15 protein-coding genes are annotated in these 13,449 nt (G+C 73.7%); 10 read left to right on the top strand and 5 right to left on the bottom strand.

All coding sequences use genetic code 11. The features are described from left to right. Window positions 1–9: 9 nt before the first annotated feature. The 3 genes from ABZ915_RS14460 to ABZ915_RS14450 all read left to right on the top strand — a co-directional run bounded on the left by ABZ915_RS14460 (window position 10) and on the right by ABZ915_RS14450 (window position 3,839). Window positions 10–465, top strand: coding sequence for a (2Fe-2S)-binding protein (locus ABZ915_RS14460; protein WP_361801279.1), 456 nt, complete (start codon window positions 10–12; stop codon window positions 463–465). A 96-nt stretch (window positions 466–561) separates the two neighbouring features. Further along, window positions 562–1,323, top strand: coding sequence for an intradiol ring-cleavage dioxygenase (locus ABZ915_RS14455; protein ID WP_361801276.1), 762 nt, complete (start codon window positions 562–564; stop codon window positions 1,321–1,323). Window positions 1,324–1,385: 62 nt separating this feature from the next. Continuing rightward, window positions 1,386–3,839, top strand: a complete 2,454-nt coding sequence (locus ABZ915_RS14450) for a tetratricopeptide repeat protein (RefSeq protein WP_361801273.1) — start codon at window positions 1,386–1,388, stop codon at window positions 3,837–3,839. Window positions 3,840–3,849: 10 nt separating this feature from the next. On the opposite strand, the gene ABZ915_RS14445 is transcribed toward ABZ915_RS14450, so the two are convergent. Next, on the bottom strand, window positions 3,850–4,785 hold the full coding sequence (locus ABZ915_RS14445; RefSeq protein WP_361801270.1) for a serine hydrolase: 936 nt from the start codon (window positions 4,783–4,785) through the stop codon (window positions 3,850–3,852). Then, window positions 4,782–5,762 carry a LysR family transcriptional regulator gene (locus ABZ915_RS14440; protein ID WP_361801267.1) on the bottom strand — a complete coding sequence of 327 codons (981 nt, stop codon included), beginning with the start codon at window positions 5,760–5,762 and terminating at the stop codon, window positions 4,782–4,784. Before ABZ915_RS14440 ends, ABZ915_RS14445 begins: the two co-directional genes overlap by 4 nt. 81 nt (window positions 5,763–5,843) lie before the next feature. Here ABZ915_RS14440 and bla point away from each other — a divergent pair, with 81 nt between their 5' ends. Further along, window positions 5,844–6,764 carry a class A beta-lactamase gene (gene bla / locus ABZ915_RS14435; protein WP_361801264.1) on the top strand — a complete coding sequence of 307 codons (921 nt, stop codon included), beginning with the start codon at window positions 5,844–5,846 and terminating at the stop codon, window positions 6,762–6,764. 42 nt (window positions 6,765–6,806) lie between these two features. Here the strand turns inward: bla and ABZ915_RS14430 are convergent, their stop codons facing one another. Beyond that, window positions 6,807–7,985, bottom strand: a complete 1,179-nt coding sequence (locus ABZ915_RS14430) for a PP2C family protein-serine/threonine phosphatase (protein ID WP_361801261.1) — start codon at window positions 7,983–7,985, stop codon at window positions 6,807–6,809. A gap of 141 nt (window positions 7,986–8,126) precedes the next feature. Here ABZ915_RS14430 and ABZ915_RS14425 point away from each other — a divergent pair, with 141 nt between their 5' ends. The 6 genes from ABZ915_RS14425 (at window position 8,127) to pqqB (ending at window position 12,520) form a co-directional block, all read left to right on the top strand. Further along, a complete protein-coding gene (locus ABZ915_RS14425; RefSeq protein WP_361801258.1) occupies window positions 8,127–8,606 on the top strand; it encodes an SRPBCC family protein in 480 nt (159 codons plus the stop codon). 178 nt (window positions 8,607–8,784) lie between these two features. Further along, window positions 8,785–9,753, top strand: coding sequence for a pyridoxal-phosphate dependent enzyme (locus tag ABZ915_RS14420; RefSeq protein WP_361801255.1), 969 nt, complete (start codon window positions 8,785–8,787; stop codon window positions 9,751–9,753). A 251-nt stretch (window positions 9,754–10,004) separates the two neighbouring features. Beyond that, on the top strand, window positions 10,005–10,412 hold the full coding sequence (locus tag ABZ915_RS14415; RefSeq protein WP_361801252.1) for an SseB family protein: 408 nt from the start codon (window positions 10,005–10,007) through the stop codon (window positions 10,410–10,412). A 48-nt stretch (window positions 10,413–10,460) separates the two neighbouring features. Next, window positions 10,461–11,297, top strand: coding sequence for a hypothetical protein (locus ABZ915_RS14410; RefSeq protein ID WP_361801249.1), 837 nt, complete (start codon window positions 10,461–10,463; stop codon window positions 11,295–11,297). Beyond that, window positions 11,201–11,566 (top strand): hypothetical protein, encoded by a 366-nt coding sequence (locus ABZ915_RS14405; RefSeq protein ID WP_361801246.1) that lies wholly within the window; start codon window positions 11,201–11,203, stop codon window positions 11,564–11,566. The genes ABZ915_RS14410 and ABZ915_RS14405 overlap by 97 nt, the downstream gene beginning before the upstream one ends. Before the next feature lie 63 nt (window positions 11,567–11,629). Beyond that, window positions 11,630–12,520, top strand: a complete 891-nt coding sequence (gene pqqB / locus ABZ915_RS14400) for a pyrroloquinoline quinone biosynthesis protein PqqB (protein WP_361801243.1) — start codon at window positions 11,630–11,632, stop codon at window positions 12,518–12,520. Here the strand turns inward: pqqB and ABZ915_RS14395 are convergent. After that, the gene (locus ABZ915_RS14395; protein WP_361801240.1) at window positions 12,517–12,915 is read right to left on the bottom strand and encodes a MarR family transcriptional regulator; all 399 of its coding nucleotides are present in this window, start codon (window positions 12,913–12,915) and stop codon (window positions 12,517–12,519) included. The two genes, pqqB and ABZ915_RS14395, sit on opposite strands and share 4 nt — an antisense overlap. A 95-nt stretch (window positions 12,916–13,010) precedes the next feature. Continuing rightward, window positions 13,011–13,361 (bottom strand): VOC family protein, encoded by a 351-nt coding sequence (locus tag ABZ915_RS14390; protein WP_361801237.1) that lies wholly within the window; start codon window positions 13,359–13,361, stop codon window positions 13,011–13,013. Window positions 13,362–13,449: the final 88 nt, after the last annotated feature.

Here is a 13,449-nt window from a genome sequence, read left to right as displayed (position 1 = left end):
AGAGTGCCGATGCCGTCCTACTCCTTCGTCCTCAACGGCAAGCCGGTCACCGTCGAGGCCCCGGCCGACATGCCGCTGCTGTGGGTCCTGCGGGACCTGCTGCACGTCACCGGGCCCAAGTACGGCTGCGGTGTGGGGGTCTGCCGGGCCTGCACCAGTCACCTCGACGGCGAGGAGGTCCAGCCCTGCGTCGTGCCGGTCGCCGACTGCGCGGACCGTCAGGTCACCACCATCGAGGGCCTGGCCGACGGCGACACCCTGCACCCCGTGCAGCAGGCCTGGCTCGACTGCGACGTCGCCCAGTGCGGCTTCTGCCAGCCGGGCCAGATCATGGCGGCGGCGGCCCTGCTGAAGAAGACCGCCCACCCGACCGACGACGACATCGACCGGATCGAGAACGTGTGCCGCTGCGGTACGTACTCCCGCATCCGCGAAGCGATCAAGAAGGCCGCGACGAACGGGTGACCGCTGCCGGCCGGCGTCGGGGGAGTTTCGTAACGCCCCCGAATCATGGGTCGTCCGACCGATCCCGTGGAGCGTCGCACGCGTCATCGTCGCAGCATGACTGACACCCCCCACCACGACCGGCGATCCGTCATCGCCACCCTGGGCGGCGCGACCCTCGGCGTGGCCGCCCTCGGGCTCACGGCCGCGCAGGCGACCGCGGCCACCGACCGGAACACCGCCACGCGGCAGCCGGCCCGGCCGGCGGCCGCCTGTGTGCTCACGCCCGAGCAGACCGAAGGGCCGTACTACCTGGACCTGGAGACGGTCCGCAAGGACATCACCGAGGGCAGGGCCGGCGTACCGCTGACGCTGCGCGTCACCGTGGTCGACAGCAGGACCTGCGCCCCGCTGCCCGGCACCGCTGTCGACATCTGGCACTGCGACGCCCTCGGGGTCTACTCCGGTTACGTCGCGGGCGGTTCCACCCCGGACACGACCTTCCTGCGCGGCGTCCAGCTGACCGACTCCGCCGGCGTCACGGAGTTCACCACGATCTACCCCGGCTGGTACGTGGGCCGGGCCCTCCACATCCACGTCAAGACGCACGCCGGCGGCACGGTGTCCGACGGGACGTACCACGGCGGCCACGTCTCCCACACCGGCCAGCTCTACTTCCCGGAGACGTACAACACCAGGATTGCCGCCCGCGCTCCCTACCGGAACAACACGGCCACCCGCACGCTCAACGCCCGGGACGGCATCTACCGCAACGGCGGATCCTCGACCCTGCTGACCGTCACCCCGGCGGGCAGCGACCTCGGGAAGGGAGTGACCGGCACCGTCGTCCTGGGCGTCGACCCCACCGCAACGCCCTGACCGCGCGCGCCGGAGCGGAAAGTGAGGGTTTCGCTCCGGGGGCGCGCGGCCAGGAATCCGGGATGAGCCGGAGTCGGACGTGCGAGTCGTGCGGTGCGGCGCTGACGGGGAGACCGCACGGCGGCCGGCCGGCTCGCTACTGCTCCAACGCGTGCCGGCAACGGGCGCTCAGACGGCGGTCGGCTCGCCCGGATCCGGGCGCCCGGGGTCTCGTCCCGCCCCGGGCGCTCGACTCCTTCGTGGGCCGGCGGCAGGAGCTGGCGCGGCTGCGCACCCTGCTGAGGACATCGCGCCTGCTCACCCTGACCGGTACCGGAGGCGTCGGCAAGACGCGGCTGGCGCTGGAGTTCGCCGGGGGCCTGTCCGGCCGCGGCACCCGGGTGGACCTGGTGGAGCTCGACTCGCTGCACGACGGAGAGCTCCTCGCGCAGTCCGTGGCCGCCGCCCTGGCCGTCGGCGAACAGGCCGGCCGGTCCGGCGTGGACGTCCTCGTCGGCGCGATCGGTGGCGCCTCGCGGCTGCTGATCCTCGACAACTGCGAGCATCTGGCCGAGCCGTGCGCGCGACTGGCGGCGGCCCTGCTGCGGCACTGCCCCCGGCTGCGGATCCTGGCCACCAGCCGGGAGGCCCTGCGGGTGCCCGGGGAGACCGTGCTCCGGGTCGGCGAGCTGTCCCTGCCCCCGGCCGGCGACGAGGACGATCCGGCGGTCCTCCTGCGGGCCGACGCCGTCCGGCTGTTCACCGAGCGTGCCGCCGCCCGGGCACCCGGATTCACCCTGCACCGCGGCAACGGCAGGACCGTCGCCGAGATATGCCGCCGGCTGGACGGGCTGACCCTCGCCGTCGAACTCGCGGCCGGACGTGTCGGCACCCTCGCGCCGGGGGACATCCTGGCCGGCCTGGACGACCAGCTGTCCCAGCTGCCACTCCTCACCGGCGGAAGCAGGACCGGGCCACGGCGGCACAGCGAACTGGCCGCCGCGATCGACTGGAGCCATCGGCTGCTCGATCCGGCGGAACAGGCCGTCTTCCGGCGTCTCGCGGTCCTCGTCGGCGGGTTCGGGACGCACGCGGCGCGGACCGTCTGCGCCGGTGACGGCATCACGCAGCAGCAGATCCTCCGCATCCTGTGCGCCCTCGAGGCCAAGTCGCTGATCGTCCGTCTGCCCGGGGACGCCGAGCCCGCACGGTTCAGACAACTGACGGCCATCCGGGCCTACGCGATGGAGTGCCTGGTCGCCTCCGGTGAGCTGCACACCACCCGGCGGCGGGCCCTCCAATGGCTCACCGGGCTCGCCGACCGGGCCGGTGAGGAGGTGTTCGCCGACCAGGCCGACGGCCCGCTCGTCGGGGAGCGCGACAACCTCGCGGCGGCCCTGTCCACCGGCGGCGGCCGCGACACCGCCCCGCCCGCACGGCTGACGCTCGAACTGGCCCGTGTGCACTATCAGCAGGAACAGCCCTCGGCCGCCCGCGCGCTGCTGACCGGGCTGCTGCGCACCGCAGACGGCCGGGCACTCGGCGGTACGGTCCCGGCGCTGGCGGCGCGCGTCGCCTGCCAGCAGGCCGAGCTGAGCCAGGCACTGCTCCTGGGCGAGCGAGCGGTGGCCGCGGAGCGCGCACGCGACCACCCCGCCGGTCTCGCCAACGCCCTGGACGCGCGCGCCGCGGCACGGCTGTGCCGGGGTGAACCCGACGCGGCCGTCACGGACCTGCGGGAGTGCCTGGACGTCCTCACCCCGCTCGGCAGACCGCACGACACCGCGTGGTGCACCCACCATCTGGCCTGGGCCCTGCTCCAGACGGGCCGGGAGGCCGAGGCCGACGCGCTGATGTCCCGCTGCCTGCCGCTGATACGGGCACACGCGCCCTGGCGCCGGACCGCGGCGGCGCTGCACACCGCGGGCGCCGTGCGGCTGGCGCTGGGACGGCTGGAGAGCGCCGAGGCACTGTTCGCCGAAGTGCTGCGGATCGTCCCCGAAGCGGGTTTCCACGCGCTCTACCCCGTCGAGGGCCTGGCGCTGGTGGCCGCCGAGAGCGGCGACCCGCAGCGGGCCCTGCGCCTGTACGAGGCGAGCGCGCAGGCCCGCCGCCGGCTGGACACCGAGCCGGAGGATCCGTGGCGGCGGCAGGTGGAACAGACGGCGGAGCGGGCGCGTACCGGGCTGTCGGCGACCGCGCGGGACGCGGCCGTCAGCGTCGGCCGCCGGCTGCGCGGGGACCGGCTGGTCGCCTACGCCCTGCGCACACCGGGCGGCGGGCACCGCGCGACGAGGGACACCGCGGGAGCCGCCGACGGCCAGTACCCGCTCACCGCCCGGGAGTTCATGGTGGCCGAACTCGTCGCCGAGGGGCTGACCAACGGGCGGATCGGGGAGCGGCTCGGTCTTTCCGCCCGTACCGTGGCCACGCATCTGGACAAAGTCCGCGACAAGCTGGGCATGCGATCGCGCACCCAGATCGCCCTGTGGGTCGTGGGACGGGCCGGGAACCGGGTCGGCGGCCGGCCCGGGTGAACGGTGACTCTCAGCGGCGCAGCGCTTCGAAGGCCTGCCGGGCGGCGATCCCGATCGCGAGGTCGATGTCCGGTGCCAGGTTGGCCCGGCGGTCGGAGCGGGTGAGCGCGGCCACCGCCACGCGGTCGCCGGACTCGGCCTCCACCACGCCGATCTCGTGCCGCAGATGGAGGAACGTGCCCGTCTTGCCGCTGACCCGGACGGTGTCCGCGCGCAGTTCGGCCGCCAGGCGGTGCGTGAAGACCTGAAGTCCCATCAGCCGGCGGAGTTCCGCGGTCGCGCCGGCATGGGCGATCTCGTCCCGCCACACGCGCTGGAGCAGGGTGACGAGCGACGCGGCGGTGCCGAGGTTGGCGTGGGCCGGGTCCAGCGTCTCGATGGTGTGCCGCCCCGAGCGGTCGTCGCGGATGGCCAGTTCCAGGGCGAGCGAGAAGTCGTTGCCCGCGGCGCCCGCGGCGCACTGGTACATGTGGTGGAGCCGGTGCCGCATCCGTATGCCGGAACACCCCCACGCGGTCAGCCGGGCGTCGACGTCCGCCACCGGGACGAGGTCGAGCAACGCGTCGGCGGCGGTGTTGTCGCTGACCGCGAGCATGAGGAGGACCAGGTCGCCGACGGCCACGGTGGCCGGGTGCCGGAAGGCCGCGAGCCCGGTCGGGCCGACGCTGCCGGTGGCCGGGTCGACGGTCACCGGCCGTGCGGCGTCGAGTTCTCCGGCCGCGATCCGGTCCAGCACGACCAGTGCGAGCGGGACCTTGACCACCGAGGCGAGGGGCACCGGTTCGTCGGCGTCGAAGCCGAGTTGCTCGCCGGTGTCGAGGTTGCGGGCGAGGAACGAGCCGCGGACGCCGAGCTCCGCCCAGTCGGCGGCGATCGCCTCCGCGACCTCGAGGAGCGCGGCGTCGCCGGCCGTACAGGCGGGGCGGTGGACCGGGCCGGCGCTCATCCGCGCGCCGCCAGTCGCGAGGAGGCCTCCGCGGCCTCGTACGCCGTGGCCGCTCCGGTCGTCGCGGCACCGACCGCGGCCGCCAGCAGCGCGACCAGCCAGCCCGGCACGGTCGCCGCACCCTGACGTTCCGCCGAGCCCGGTTCGTACCCCCGGTGCAGCGACGCGTCGCCCAGCGGCGCCCAGCTCGCGCCGTGCCGCCGTGCGAACGGCTCCGCGCACAGCAGCGTCACCCGCCCGGCGAGGGTCTCGGCGAGCGCGGTCGCCGTCGGCCCGGCGGCACGGACCACGTCCTCGGGCAGCCCGGCGCGAGCCGCCGCACGCCGCAACCGGTCCTGTGCGTACGGGACTTGGTCCTCGGCCAGGCTGAGGACCGGCACCGGTGCCCGCCGCCCGTCCCGCGCGCCGTGGCCGCGCCGTGGCCGCAGGTCCTCCAGGTGGACCGGGCGCGGTCGCGGGCGGGGACGCCTCTCGTCCGGAGCGTCGGGCGGCGGCGCGGAGGCCAGGCCGAGCGGCACGCGGAGGGCGGCGTTCTCCGGGGGCACCCGCAGCAGCGCGTACGTCAGCGATCCGGCGGACAGGCCCGACACCCGTTCCTGAGGCGGCAGTTCGTGCACGCCGAGCGGAATGCCGTGCTCCGTACCGGCGCGGATGACTCGCGCCAGTGCCGCCGGGCCGCAGTCCGCGGGCACGCCGACGGCCCGTACCGCCGTCTGCCGGGCCGCCCCCGCGACATGCCGCAACCGCTGGGCCCGGTCCAGTACGTCCTGGGCGTACGGCAGGAGGAGCCGGCCGAACTCGGTGACCGTGACCTGACGTCGGGAACGGTCGAAGAGCAGACCGCCGAAGTGCTCCTCCAGCGTCTTGACGCGCCGGCTGAGAAGCGGCTGGGCGATCCCGAGCCGGTCGGCGGCACGCGAGAAGCTCGCCTCGTCCACGGTCGCGACGTACGCCTCGAGGTGCGCCAGCAGATCCATCCAGCCTTCATATCAATAAGTTATGAGTGCTTCAAAGATCACTCTTGGACATGGACGGTGTGCGCCTGTTTCGCTGGGCGCATGACCACTGCCACCTCCTTTCCGCGACGAGGCCTGCTCAAGGCCGGTCTCGCCGTGTCCACCGCCGTGCTCACCGCCGCCTCGTCGGCGCCTACCGCGTCGGCCGCCTCGGGCTCACAACCGGCGGACGCGGAAGGTGAGTTGCGCGACCTGGAGCAGCAGTACGCCGCCCGCCTCGGTGTGTACGCCCGCAACCTCCGCACCGGCCAGGTCGTTTCCTACCGGGCGCAGGAGCGGTTCGCCCTGTGCTCGACGTTCAAGGCGTTCGCCGCGGCGGCGATCCTCCGCGATCATGGCCACTGCGCGCCGCTGGACAAGGTGATCCACTACCCGCCGGCGGACGTGGTGCTGCCGAACTGCCCGATCACCGGGGACCACGTCGACACCGGCATGACGGTGGGCGACCTGTGCGCGGCCGCGATCCAGTACAGCGACAACGCGGCGGGCAACCTGCTGCTGCGTCAGATCGGCGGGCCGGACGGGCTCACCCGGTTCTTCCGGTCGATCGGCGACCCGGTCAGCCGGCTCGACCGCTGGGAGACCGACCTGAACTCCGCCGTCCCCGGCGACCTGCGCGACACCACCACGCCGGAGGCTGTCGGCGGCAGCTTCACGCGGCTGACGCAGGGCCGGTCCCTGGCGGCCGCCGACCGCGAGCAGCTCGTCACCTGGCTGAAGGGCAACACCACCAGCGGCGAGCGGTTCCGCCGCGGTCTGCCGCAGGACTGGGTCGTCGCCGACAAGACCGGCACCGGTGACTACGCGACCGGCAACGACATCGGCCTCGCCTGGACCACCAAGGGGACACCGGTCGTGCTGACCGTGCTGTCGTCGAAGACCACCCGGGACGCGGTGGTGGACAACGGGCTGATCTCCGACACGGCACGCGTGCTCGCGCGCACCCTCGCCCCGGGGGAGTGAGGAGGAGGCCGCGGTTCCGGTTCGCCGTCGCCCGTCCGGCCGTCAGGCCCGGGGCCGCGCACCGGAGCTGTGGTGCAGTCCCTCGAAGACGGGGTGCCGGCCGTGCTGGCGCTGGACCGCGGGCGTGCGGTGGAGGGCGATGAGGGCCGCGTCGTCGTCCAGGCGGCCCCCGGTGTGGGCGAGCAGGTCACGGCGGATGTGGTGCATCAGCGCCTCGGGGCCGGCCTCGGTCCAGCGCGCGACGCGCTCCGCCAGCGGATAGAAGCGGCCGTCGGCGTCGCGGGCCTCGATGACGCCGTCGGTGTAGAGCAGGAGGGTGTCGCCGGGCTCGAAGGAGAACACGTCCAGCGTGTAGTCCGTCGAGCCCGTGGTCCCGACGCCCAGTGGGGGCGCGGGGTGCAGGCTCGGCACGGTGACCACGTGCCCCGGGCTGAGCAGCAGCGGGGGAGGATGGCCGCAGCTGGTCATCCTGGTGATCGGGTCGGTGTCGGGGATCTCGACGAACAGCGCGGTGGCGAAGCGTTCACCGGCCTCCTCGGGCGGTTCGAAGTCGGCGCTGTACCGGGTCACGCTCTGCTCCAGCGTGGCGGCCAGCGCGGGCAGGGAGGTCTGCCGGTGCGCGGCCTCCCGGAAGGCGCCCAGCAGCAGCGCGGCCTCGCCGATCGCGGCGAGGCCCTTGCCGCGCACGTCGCCGATCATGACGCGTACGGCGCCGTCGCAGCGGGTGGCGGCGTACAGGTCACCGCCGATCTGCGCCTCGTCCTCGGCGGCCATGTACAGCGAGGCGATCCGCAGCGGGCCGATGTGCTCCGGCAGCGGCCACATCAGGACGTGCTGGGCGGCCTCGGCCACCGACCGGACCTGCGCCAGCTGGGCGCGCCGCCGGTCGCGTATCACGCTGTAGATCACCACCATGACCGTGAACACGGCGAGCGTGATGAGCTGCACGATGTGGTTCGCGGTGGTCAGCCCGCCGTGGAGGACCGCGATGAGGAACTGGGCCGCGATGGCGAGCACGCCCACCAGGCCGGTCGCCACGGGCCCCGCGAACGACGGCGTCAGCGCGGGGGCGATGACCAGCGCGGGCCCCAGATGGACGTCCTCGGGCGTGCGGATGTCCACCACGGTGATCACCACGATGAGCGCGATCGGAAGCAGCAACAGCGCATGGCTCGACTGCCACGACCGCCGCAGCGTCGCCATGCTCCGCCATGGACTCATGCCACCAGCGTGCCTCACACCCGGGCCACCGGCCATCGCGCCGATCCGCCCCGGTTGTTGTGATCGGGCCGGTCACCGGGGTACCCGGGGGGCCGGCCGACGAGAGCCGATGGACGAAAGCCGACCGATGAAGGAGGGCTCATGAGCACGGTCAAGGAAACGGTTGAGGTCGAGGTCCCCCTCCACACCGTCTACAACCAGTGGACGCAGTTCGAGCAGTTCCCGCGGTTCATGGAGGGAGTGGAGGAGGTCAGGCAGCTCGACGACCGCCACAACCACTGGACGACCAAGATCGGCGGAGTGAAGCGCGAGTTCGACACCGAGATCGTCGACCAGCTCCCCGACGAGCGGATCACCTGGCGCACCATCAGCGGTGACACCGACCAGAAGGGGTCGGTCCGCTTCCAGCGCCTGGACGACACGCACACGCGCGTGGAGCTCATCATGGACGTCGAGCCGGGAGGCATGGCGGAGAAGGGCGCGGACGCGCTGGGCATGATCGACCGGCGCGTCAAGGGCGACATGCGCCGCTTCAAGGACTACATCGAGCACCGTGGCGGCGAGACCGGCGCCTGGCGCGGGCGCATCAAGCCCGGCGACCCCGGCCAGGCGCCGCTCTGAGGACGGGCAGGCCACGACTCCGGCTGGGCGCTGCCGTCCCCGGGAGCGACCGGAGGGCTGTGCGGACTGGACTTTCCGTCTAGATGCTGGACAATGATTCCAGCCCGGAATGGTCCGGCGTCCGGCGACCGGCACCCGGTGACCGCGGCGCCGGCAGCGCCCAGAACGGAGTTCGCACATGCCCGACACCCCGCCCGTCAGCCTCGACGACGTCCGGGACGCCGCCGCACGGATCGAGGGCGTCGCCCACCGGACGCCCGTACTGCGCTCGCGGACCCTGGACGAGCTGGTGGGCGCCGAGGTCTTCGTCAAATGCGAGAACCTCCAGCGTGTCGGCGCCTTCAAGTTCCGCGGAGCCTACAACGCCGCGTCCCGGCTGTCCCCGGAACACCTGGCCAAGGGCATCGCCGCCTACTCCTCCGGCAACCACGCCCAGGCCGTCGCCCTGGCCGCCCGTGAGCTCGGCACCACCGCCGTCATCGTGATGCCCGAGGACACCCCCCGCGCCAAGCTGGAGGCGACCGCCGGGTACGGCGCGGAGATCGTCACCTACGACCGCTACACCGGCGACCGGGTCGCGATCGGGGAGGCCCTCGCCGCCGACCGCGGACTGGCGCTGATCCCGCCGTACGAACACCCCCACGTCATCGCCGGGCAGGGAACGGCGGCCCTGGAACTGATCGAGGAGGCCGGCGACCTGGACGCCCTGGTCGTGCCGGTCGGCGGCGGCGGACTGATCGCCGGAAGCGCGACCTCGGCCAAGGGACTCCTGCCGGACATCCGGGTGATCGGCGTGGAGCCGGAGGCCGGGGACGACACCAAGCGGTCCCTGGAGGCAGGCCGGCGCGTCTCCATCCCCGTACCCCGCACCATCGCCGACGGCCAGGCCGCGGACATCCCCGGCGAACTCACCTTCTCCATCAACCGGCGGCTGCTCGACGGCATCACCCTGGTCGACGACGACCAGATCCGCGAGGGGATGCGGTTCGCCTTCGAGCGCCTGAAGACCGTGGTCGAACCCAGCGGAGCGAGCGCCCTGGCCGCCCTGCTGGCCCACCGCGTGGAGCCGCTGCCCCGCCGGATCGGCGTCATCCTCTCCGGCGGCAACATCGGCGCCCGGCGCTTCGCCGAACTCCTCGGCGACTGAGGGCCCCGCCCGGCCCGGCGTCCGCCCGCTGAACACCATCGGCCCAGGCGGCACGGTCGCCGACGCCGACGCCTCTGCCGGCTGATCCGCGCGCGGGCGGCCTCCGGGGCCCGCCACGGTTCACCGAACCGTCATCCGCCCGGCGCCGTCCGGCCGGAATGCCCTCGGGCCTGCTGGGTACGCGCTCAGGACCGCGCCCGCGGCCGAGTGCCAACGGCGACCGCACGACCGCCGCTAGCAGGGGATCTGCCATGGAGACACCCGCGTACGACGACATGCCGACGCCGGCCCAGCGGGCGCTGGACGCGCTGGCCGAGAACGCCGAGGACCCGGCCGCGCTGCACACGCTCGCCAGCAGCGACGTGCTGCTGCCCGTGCCGGACGACGCCGCCACCGAGGACGCCACCGACCCCTCCGCGGTGGCACTGCCCGTCCTGGAGAGGCCGGGGGACAACCCCGTCGTGCCGGTGTTCACCTCGGAGGTGGAGATGGCCGAGCTGCTGCCCTTCGTCTCCCGCTACCGCCTCGTGCCCCTCGGCGCGCTCGCCTCCCAGTGGCCGGCCGACGACATCTCGCTCACCATCGACGGCAGCTCCGAGCACGGCCTGACCCTCACCTCCGAGGGGGTGCGCACCCTGCTGGCCCGTGCGGCGGGCTGAGCACGGCCGATCCCCGCGGCGCCCCCGGCCGCGGTCCACAATGGCCGCATGGAATGGCTCTCCGGCGTGGCCGGGGCACTGGTTCTGGCACTGGTACTCAGCAGTGTCCCGCGCACCCTCGTGGTTCCCCGGGGGCTGTACTCCGCGCTGGTGATCCGCCTGTGGTGGGTGCTGCGCCGCCTGCTGCGCCTCACCACACCCCACGGCGGATACGACGCCATCGACCGGGCCCAGACCTGGCTCGCCCCGCTGATGCTGATCGGGATGCTCACCGGCTGGCTCGCCGGGGCCCTGCTCGCCTTCGGCCTGCTGCTGAACGCGCTGTCCCCGCTGTCCTGGACCACCGCCTTCCGGGAGGCCGGCTCCAGCATGTTCACCCTCGGTTTCGCCAGCGGCGACCGGCTGAAGCTGTCCGTGCTGGACTTCGTCGCCGCCGCCACCGGACCCGTCCTCATCGCCCTGCAGATCGCCTATCTGCCCACCCTGTACAGCGCCTACAGCCGGCGCGAACTGGAGGTCACCCTCCTGCCAGTCCAGGGCGGGCGAGCCCGCCTGGGGCCCGGAGATCCTGGCCCGGCAGTGGCTGGTCGACACCGAGACGGCGCCCCCGGAGCTGTACCGGGCCTGGGAGCGGCTGGCCTCGGGCATGGGCGAGAGTCACTCCACGTACCCGATCCTGCTGACCTTCCGCTCCCCGCGCGCGCTCCGCAGCTGGCTGGTCGGCCTGGTCGCCGTCATGGACGCGGCGGCCCTCCAGCTCGCCCTGACCCCGCGCGGCGCCCCGCCTGGTGCTGCGCGCCGGATTCTCCGCGCTGCGCGACATCGCCCGCGCGCTGCGCATCCCCTTCGGCCCCGACCCGGACCCGGACACCCGGATCCGGCTGACCTACGCCGAGTTCGACGCGGCGGCGGAGATGGTGGAGAGCGCCGGTTTCCGGGCCGAGCGCGCGACGAAGGACGCCTGGCCGCACTTCCAGGGCCGGCGGGTCAACTACGAGGCCATCGCCTGCGCCCTGTGCCGTCGCTGCGATGCCGTACCCGCCCTGTGGACCGGCCCGCGCGACTTCCCCGGCGGTGCCATCCCGCCCCGCCGCCCGGTGGACCGGCGGCCGCCCGGCCGAGGTCGGCCGGAACTGCCCCCCGACAAGGGGTAGTCCGCGCGGCTCGGGAGGGAAGATCCCAGCGGGGGGCCGGGCGAGCGAGAGGGACGGATGGTCGTGAGGATCGTCCTGCTGGGTACTGCGGCCGGCGGCGGCTTCCCGCAGTGGAACTGCGCCTGCGCGCTGTGCTCGGCCGCCCGGGACGGCAAGCTGCCCTCGCGCACCCAGGAGTGCGTGGCCCTCACCGGCAACGGCCGCGACTGGTGGCTGCTGAACGCCTCGCCCGACATCCGCGTCCAGCTCGCCGCCACCCCCGCGCTCCGGCCCGGCCCCGGGCCCCGGGACACCCCGCTGCGGGGCGTGCTGCTGACCGACGCGGAGGCCGACCACGTCATGGGCCTGACCGTGCTGCGCGGCGCGGCCGGCCTGCGGGTCTACGCCGCCCCGCCGGTCCGCGCCGCACTCGCCCCGGTCCGCGGCGCCCTCGACCGCTACGCCCCCTGGGAGTGGTGCGACAGCCTGGCCGACGGCGGCTTCGTGCTGGCGGGCGGCCTGGTGGTCACGGCCCACCCGGTGGGCGCCAAGGCCCCCAAGTACGTACCGGCCCCCGTCCCGGACGGCCGCTGGGTGACGGCGTACCGGATCGAGGACCTGGCCACCGGGGGAGTGCTGGTGTACGCGCCCTGCGTGGCCGCCTGGGGCGAGGCGCTGGACGAGCTGTGCGCGACGGCCGACGGTGTGCTGCTGGACGGCACGTTCTTCGCGGCCGACGAGATGGGCGCGGCGGTACGGTCGGGGAGCGGGAGCGGACAGGCGGCCATGGGGCATCTTCCGGTCACCGGCCCGCACGGCAGTCTCGCCGCGCTGGCCCGTCACCCGCGGCCGCGCCGGATCTACACCCACCTCAACAACACGAACCCGCTGCTCGATCCCGCCTCCCCGGCCCGGGCGCAGGTGGCCGGAACCGGCGTGGAAGTCCTCGCGGACGGGGCCGAGTTCGTCCTCTAGGCCGGCTGCTCCTGCAGTACGCGGGCCAGCGCCGCCCGCTGTAGCGGCAGCACCCGCGCGTGCAGTTCGCGGCCCTTGCCGGTCAGCGCGACCCAGACGCCCCGCCGGTCCTCGGCGCAGACCGAGCGCTCCACGAGGCCGTCCTTCTCCAGCCGCCCGATGAGGCGGGACAGCGCGCTCTGGCTGAGGTGCACCCGGCCGACCAGGTTCTGCACCCGGCACTGGTCGCCCTGCTCGCGCGGCTCGGAGGCGAGCAGATCCAGCACCTCGAAGTCGCTCGCGCCCAGCCCGTGGGGGTGCAGCGCCCGGTCGATCTCGCACATCGTGCGCGCGTGGACCGACAGGATGTCCCGCCACTGTTCCTCGAGCCGTGCGTCGGCCGTCTTCGCTGCCATATCCGCACCGTAGCACCAAACCGGCCAATTGTTGAGTGTGCAACTAGTGCGGGTGCAAGGAGTCGGCGAGGAGTCGGCGAGGAGTCGTACGAGGCTCAGGCGGCCGGGTCCTGGAGGAGCCCCACCAGGTTGCCGTCGGGGTCCTTCACCGAGGCGATCAGCCGGCCGTTGCCGACGTCGCGCACGTCCTGGAGCAGTTCCGCGCCCGCTTCGAGCAGTGCGGCGAGCCGCTCCCGGAGATCGGTGACGTGCCAGTACGGCACCGGTCCGGTCATGCCCTGCGCGTGCCCGTTCGGGTCGAGGCCGACGTCCTGCCCGGCGGCCTTGAAACCGACGTAGTAGGGCGCGTCGGCATAGGGCTCGACGCCCAGCAGGGCGGTGAACAGGGGCTTGGCCTTGTCCAGGTCCTTGACCGGGTAGATGATCGTCTGCAGGCCTGCGGTCATGGGACTCACTCCTCGGGGTGGGCGGCCCGACGGCTTTCCGTCGGTGCTCTCACGCTATGGCCGGGGAGCCCGCTCCGGCTTCTTCGAT

Origin of the sequence: Streptomyces sp. NPDC046915, from assembly GCF_040644935.1 — a bacterium.
Classification (GTDB): domain Bacteria; phylum Actinomycetota; class Actinomycetes; order Streptomycetales; family Streptomycetaceae; genus Streptomyces.
Note: the sequence above shows the minus strand (reverse complement) of the source record. Positions and strands in the feature narration are given on the sequence as shown.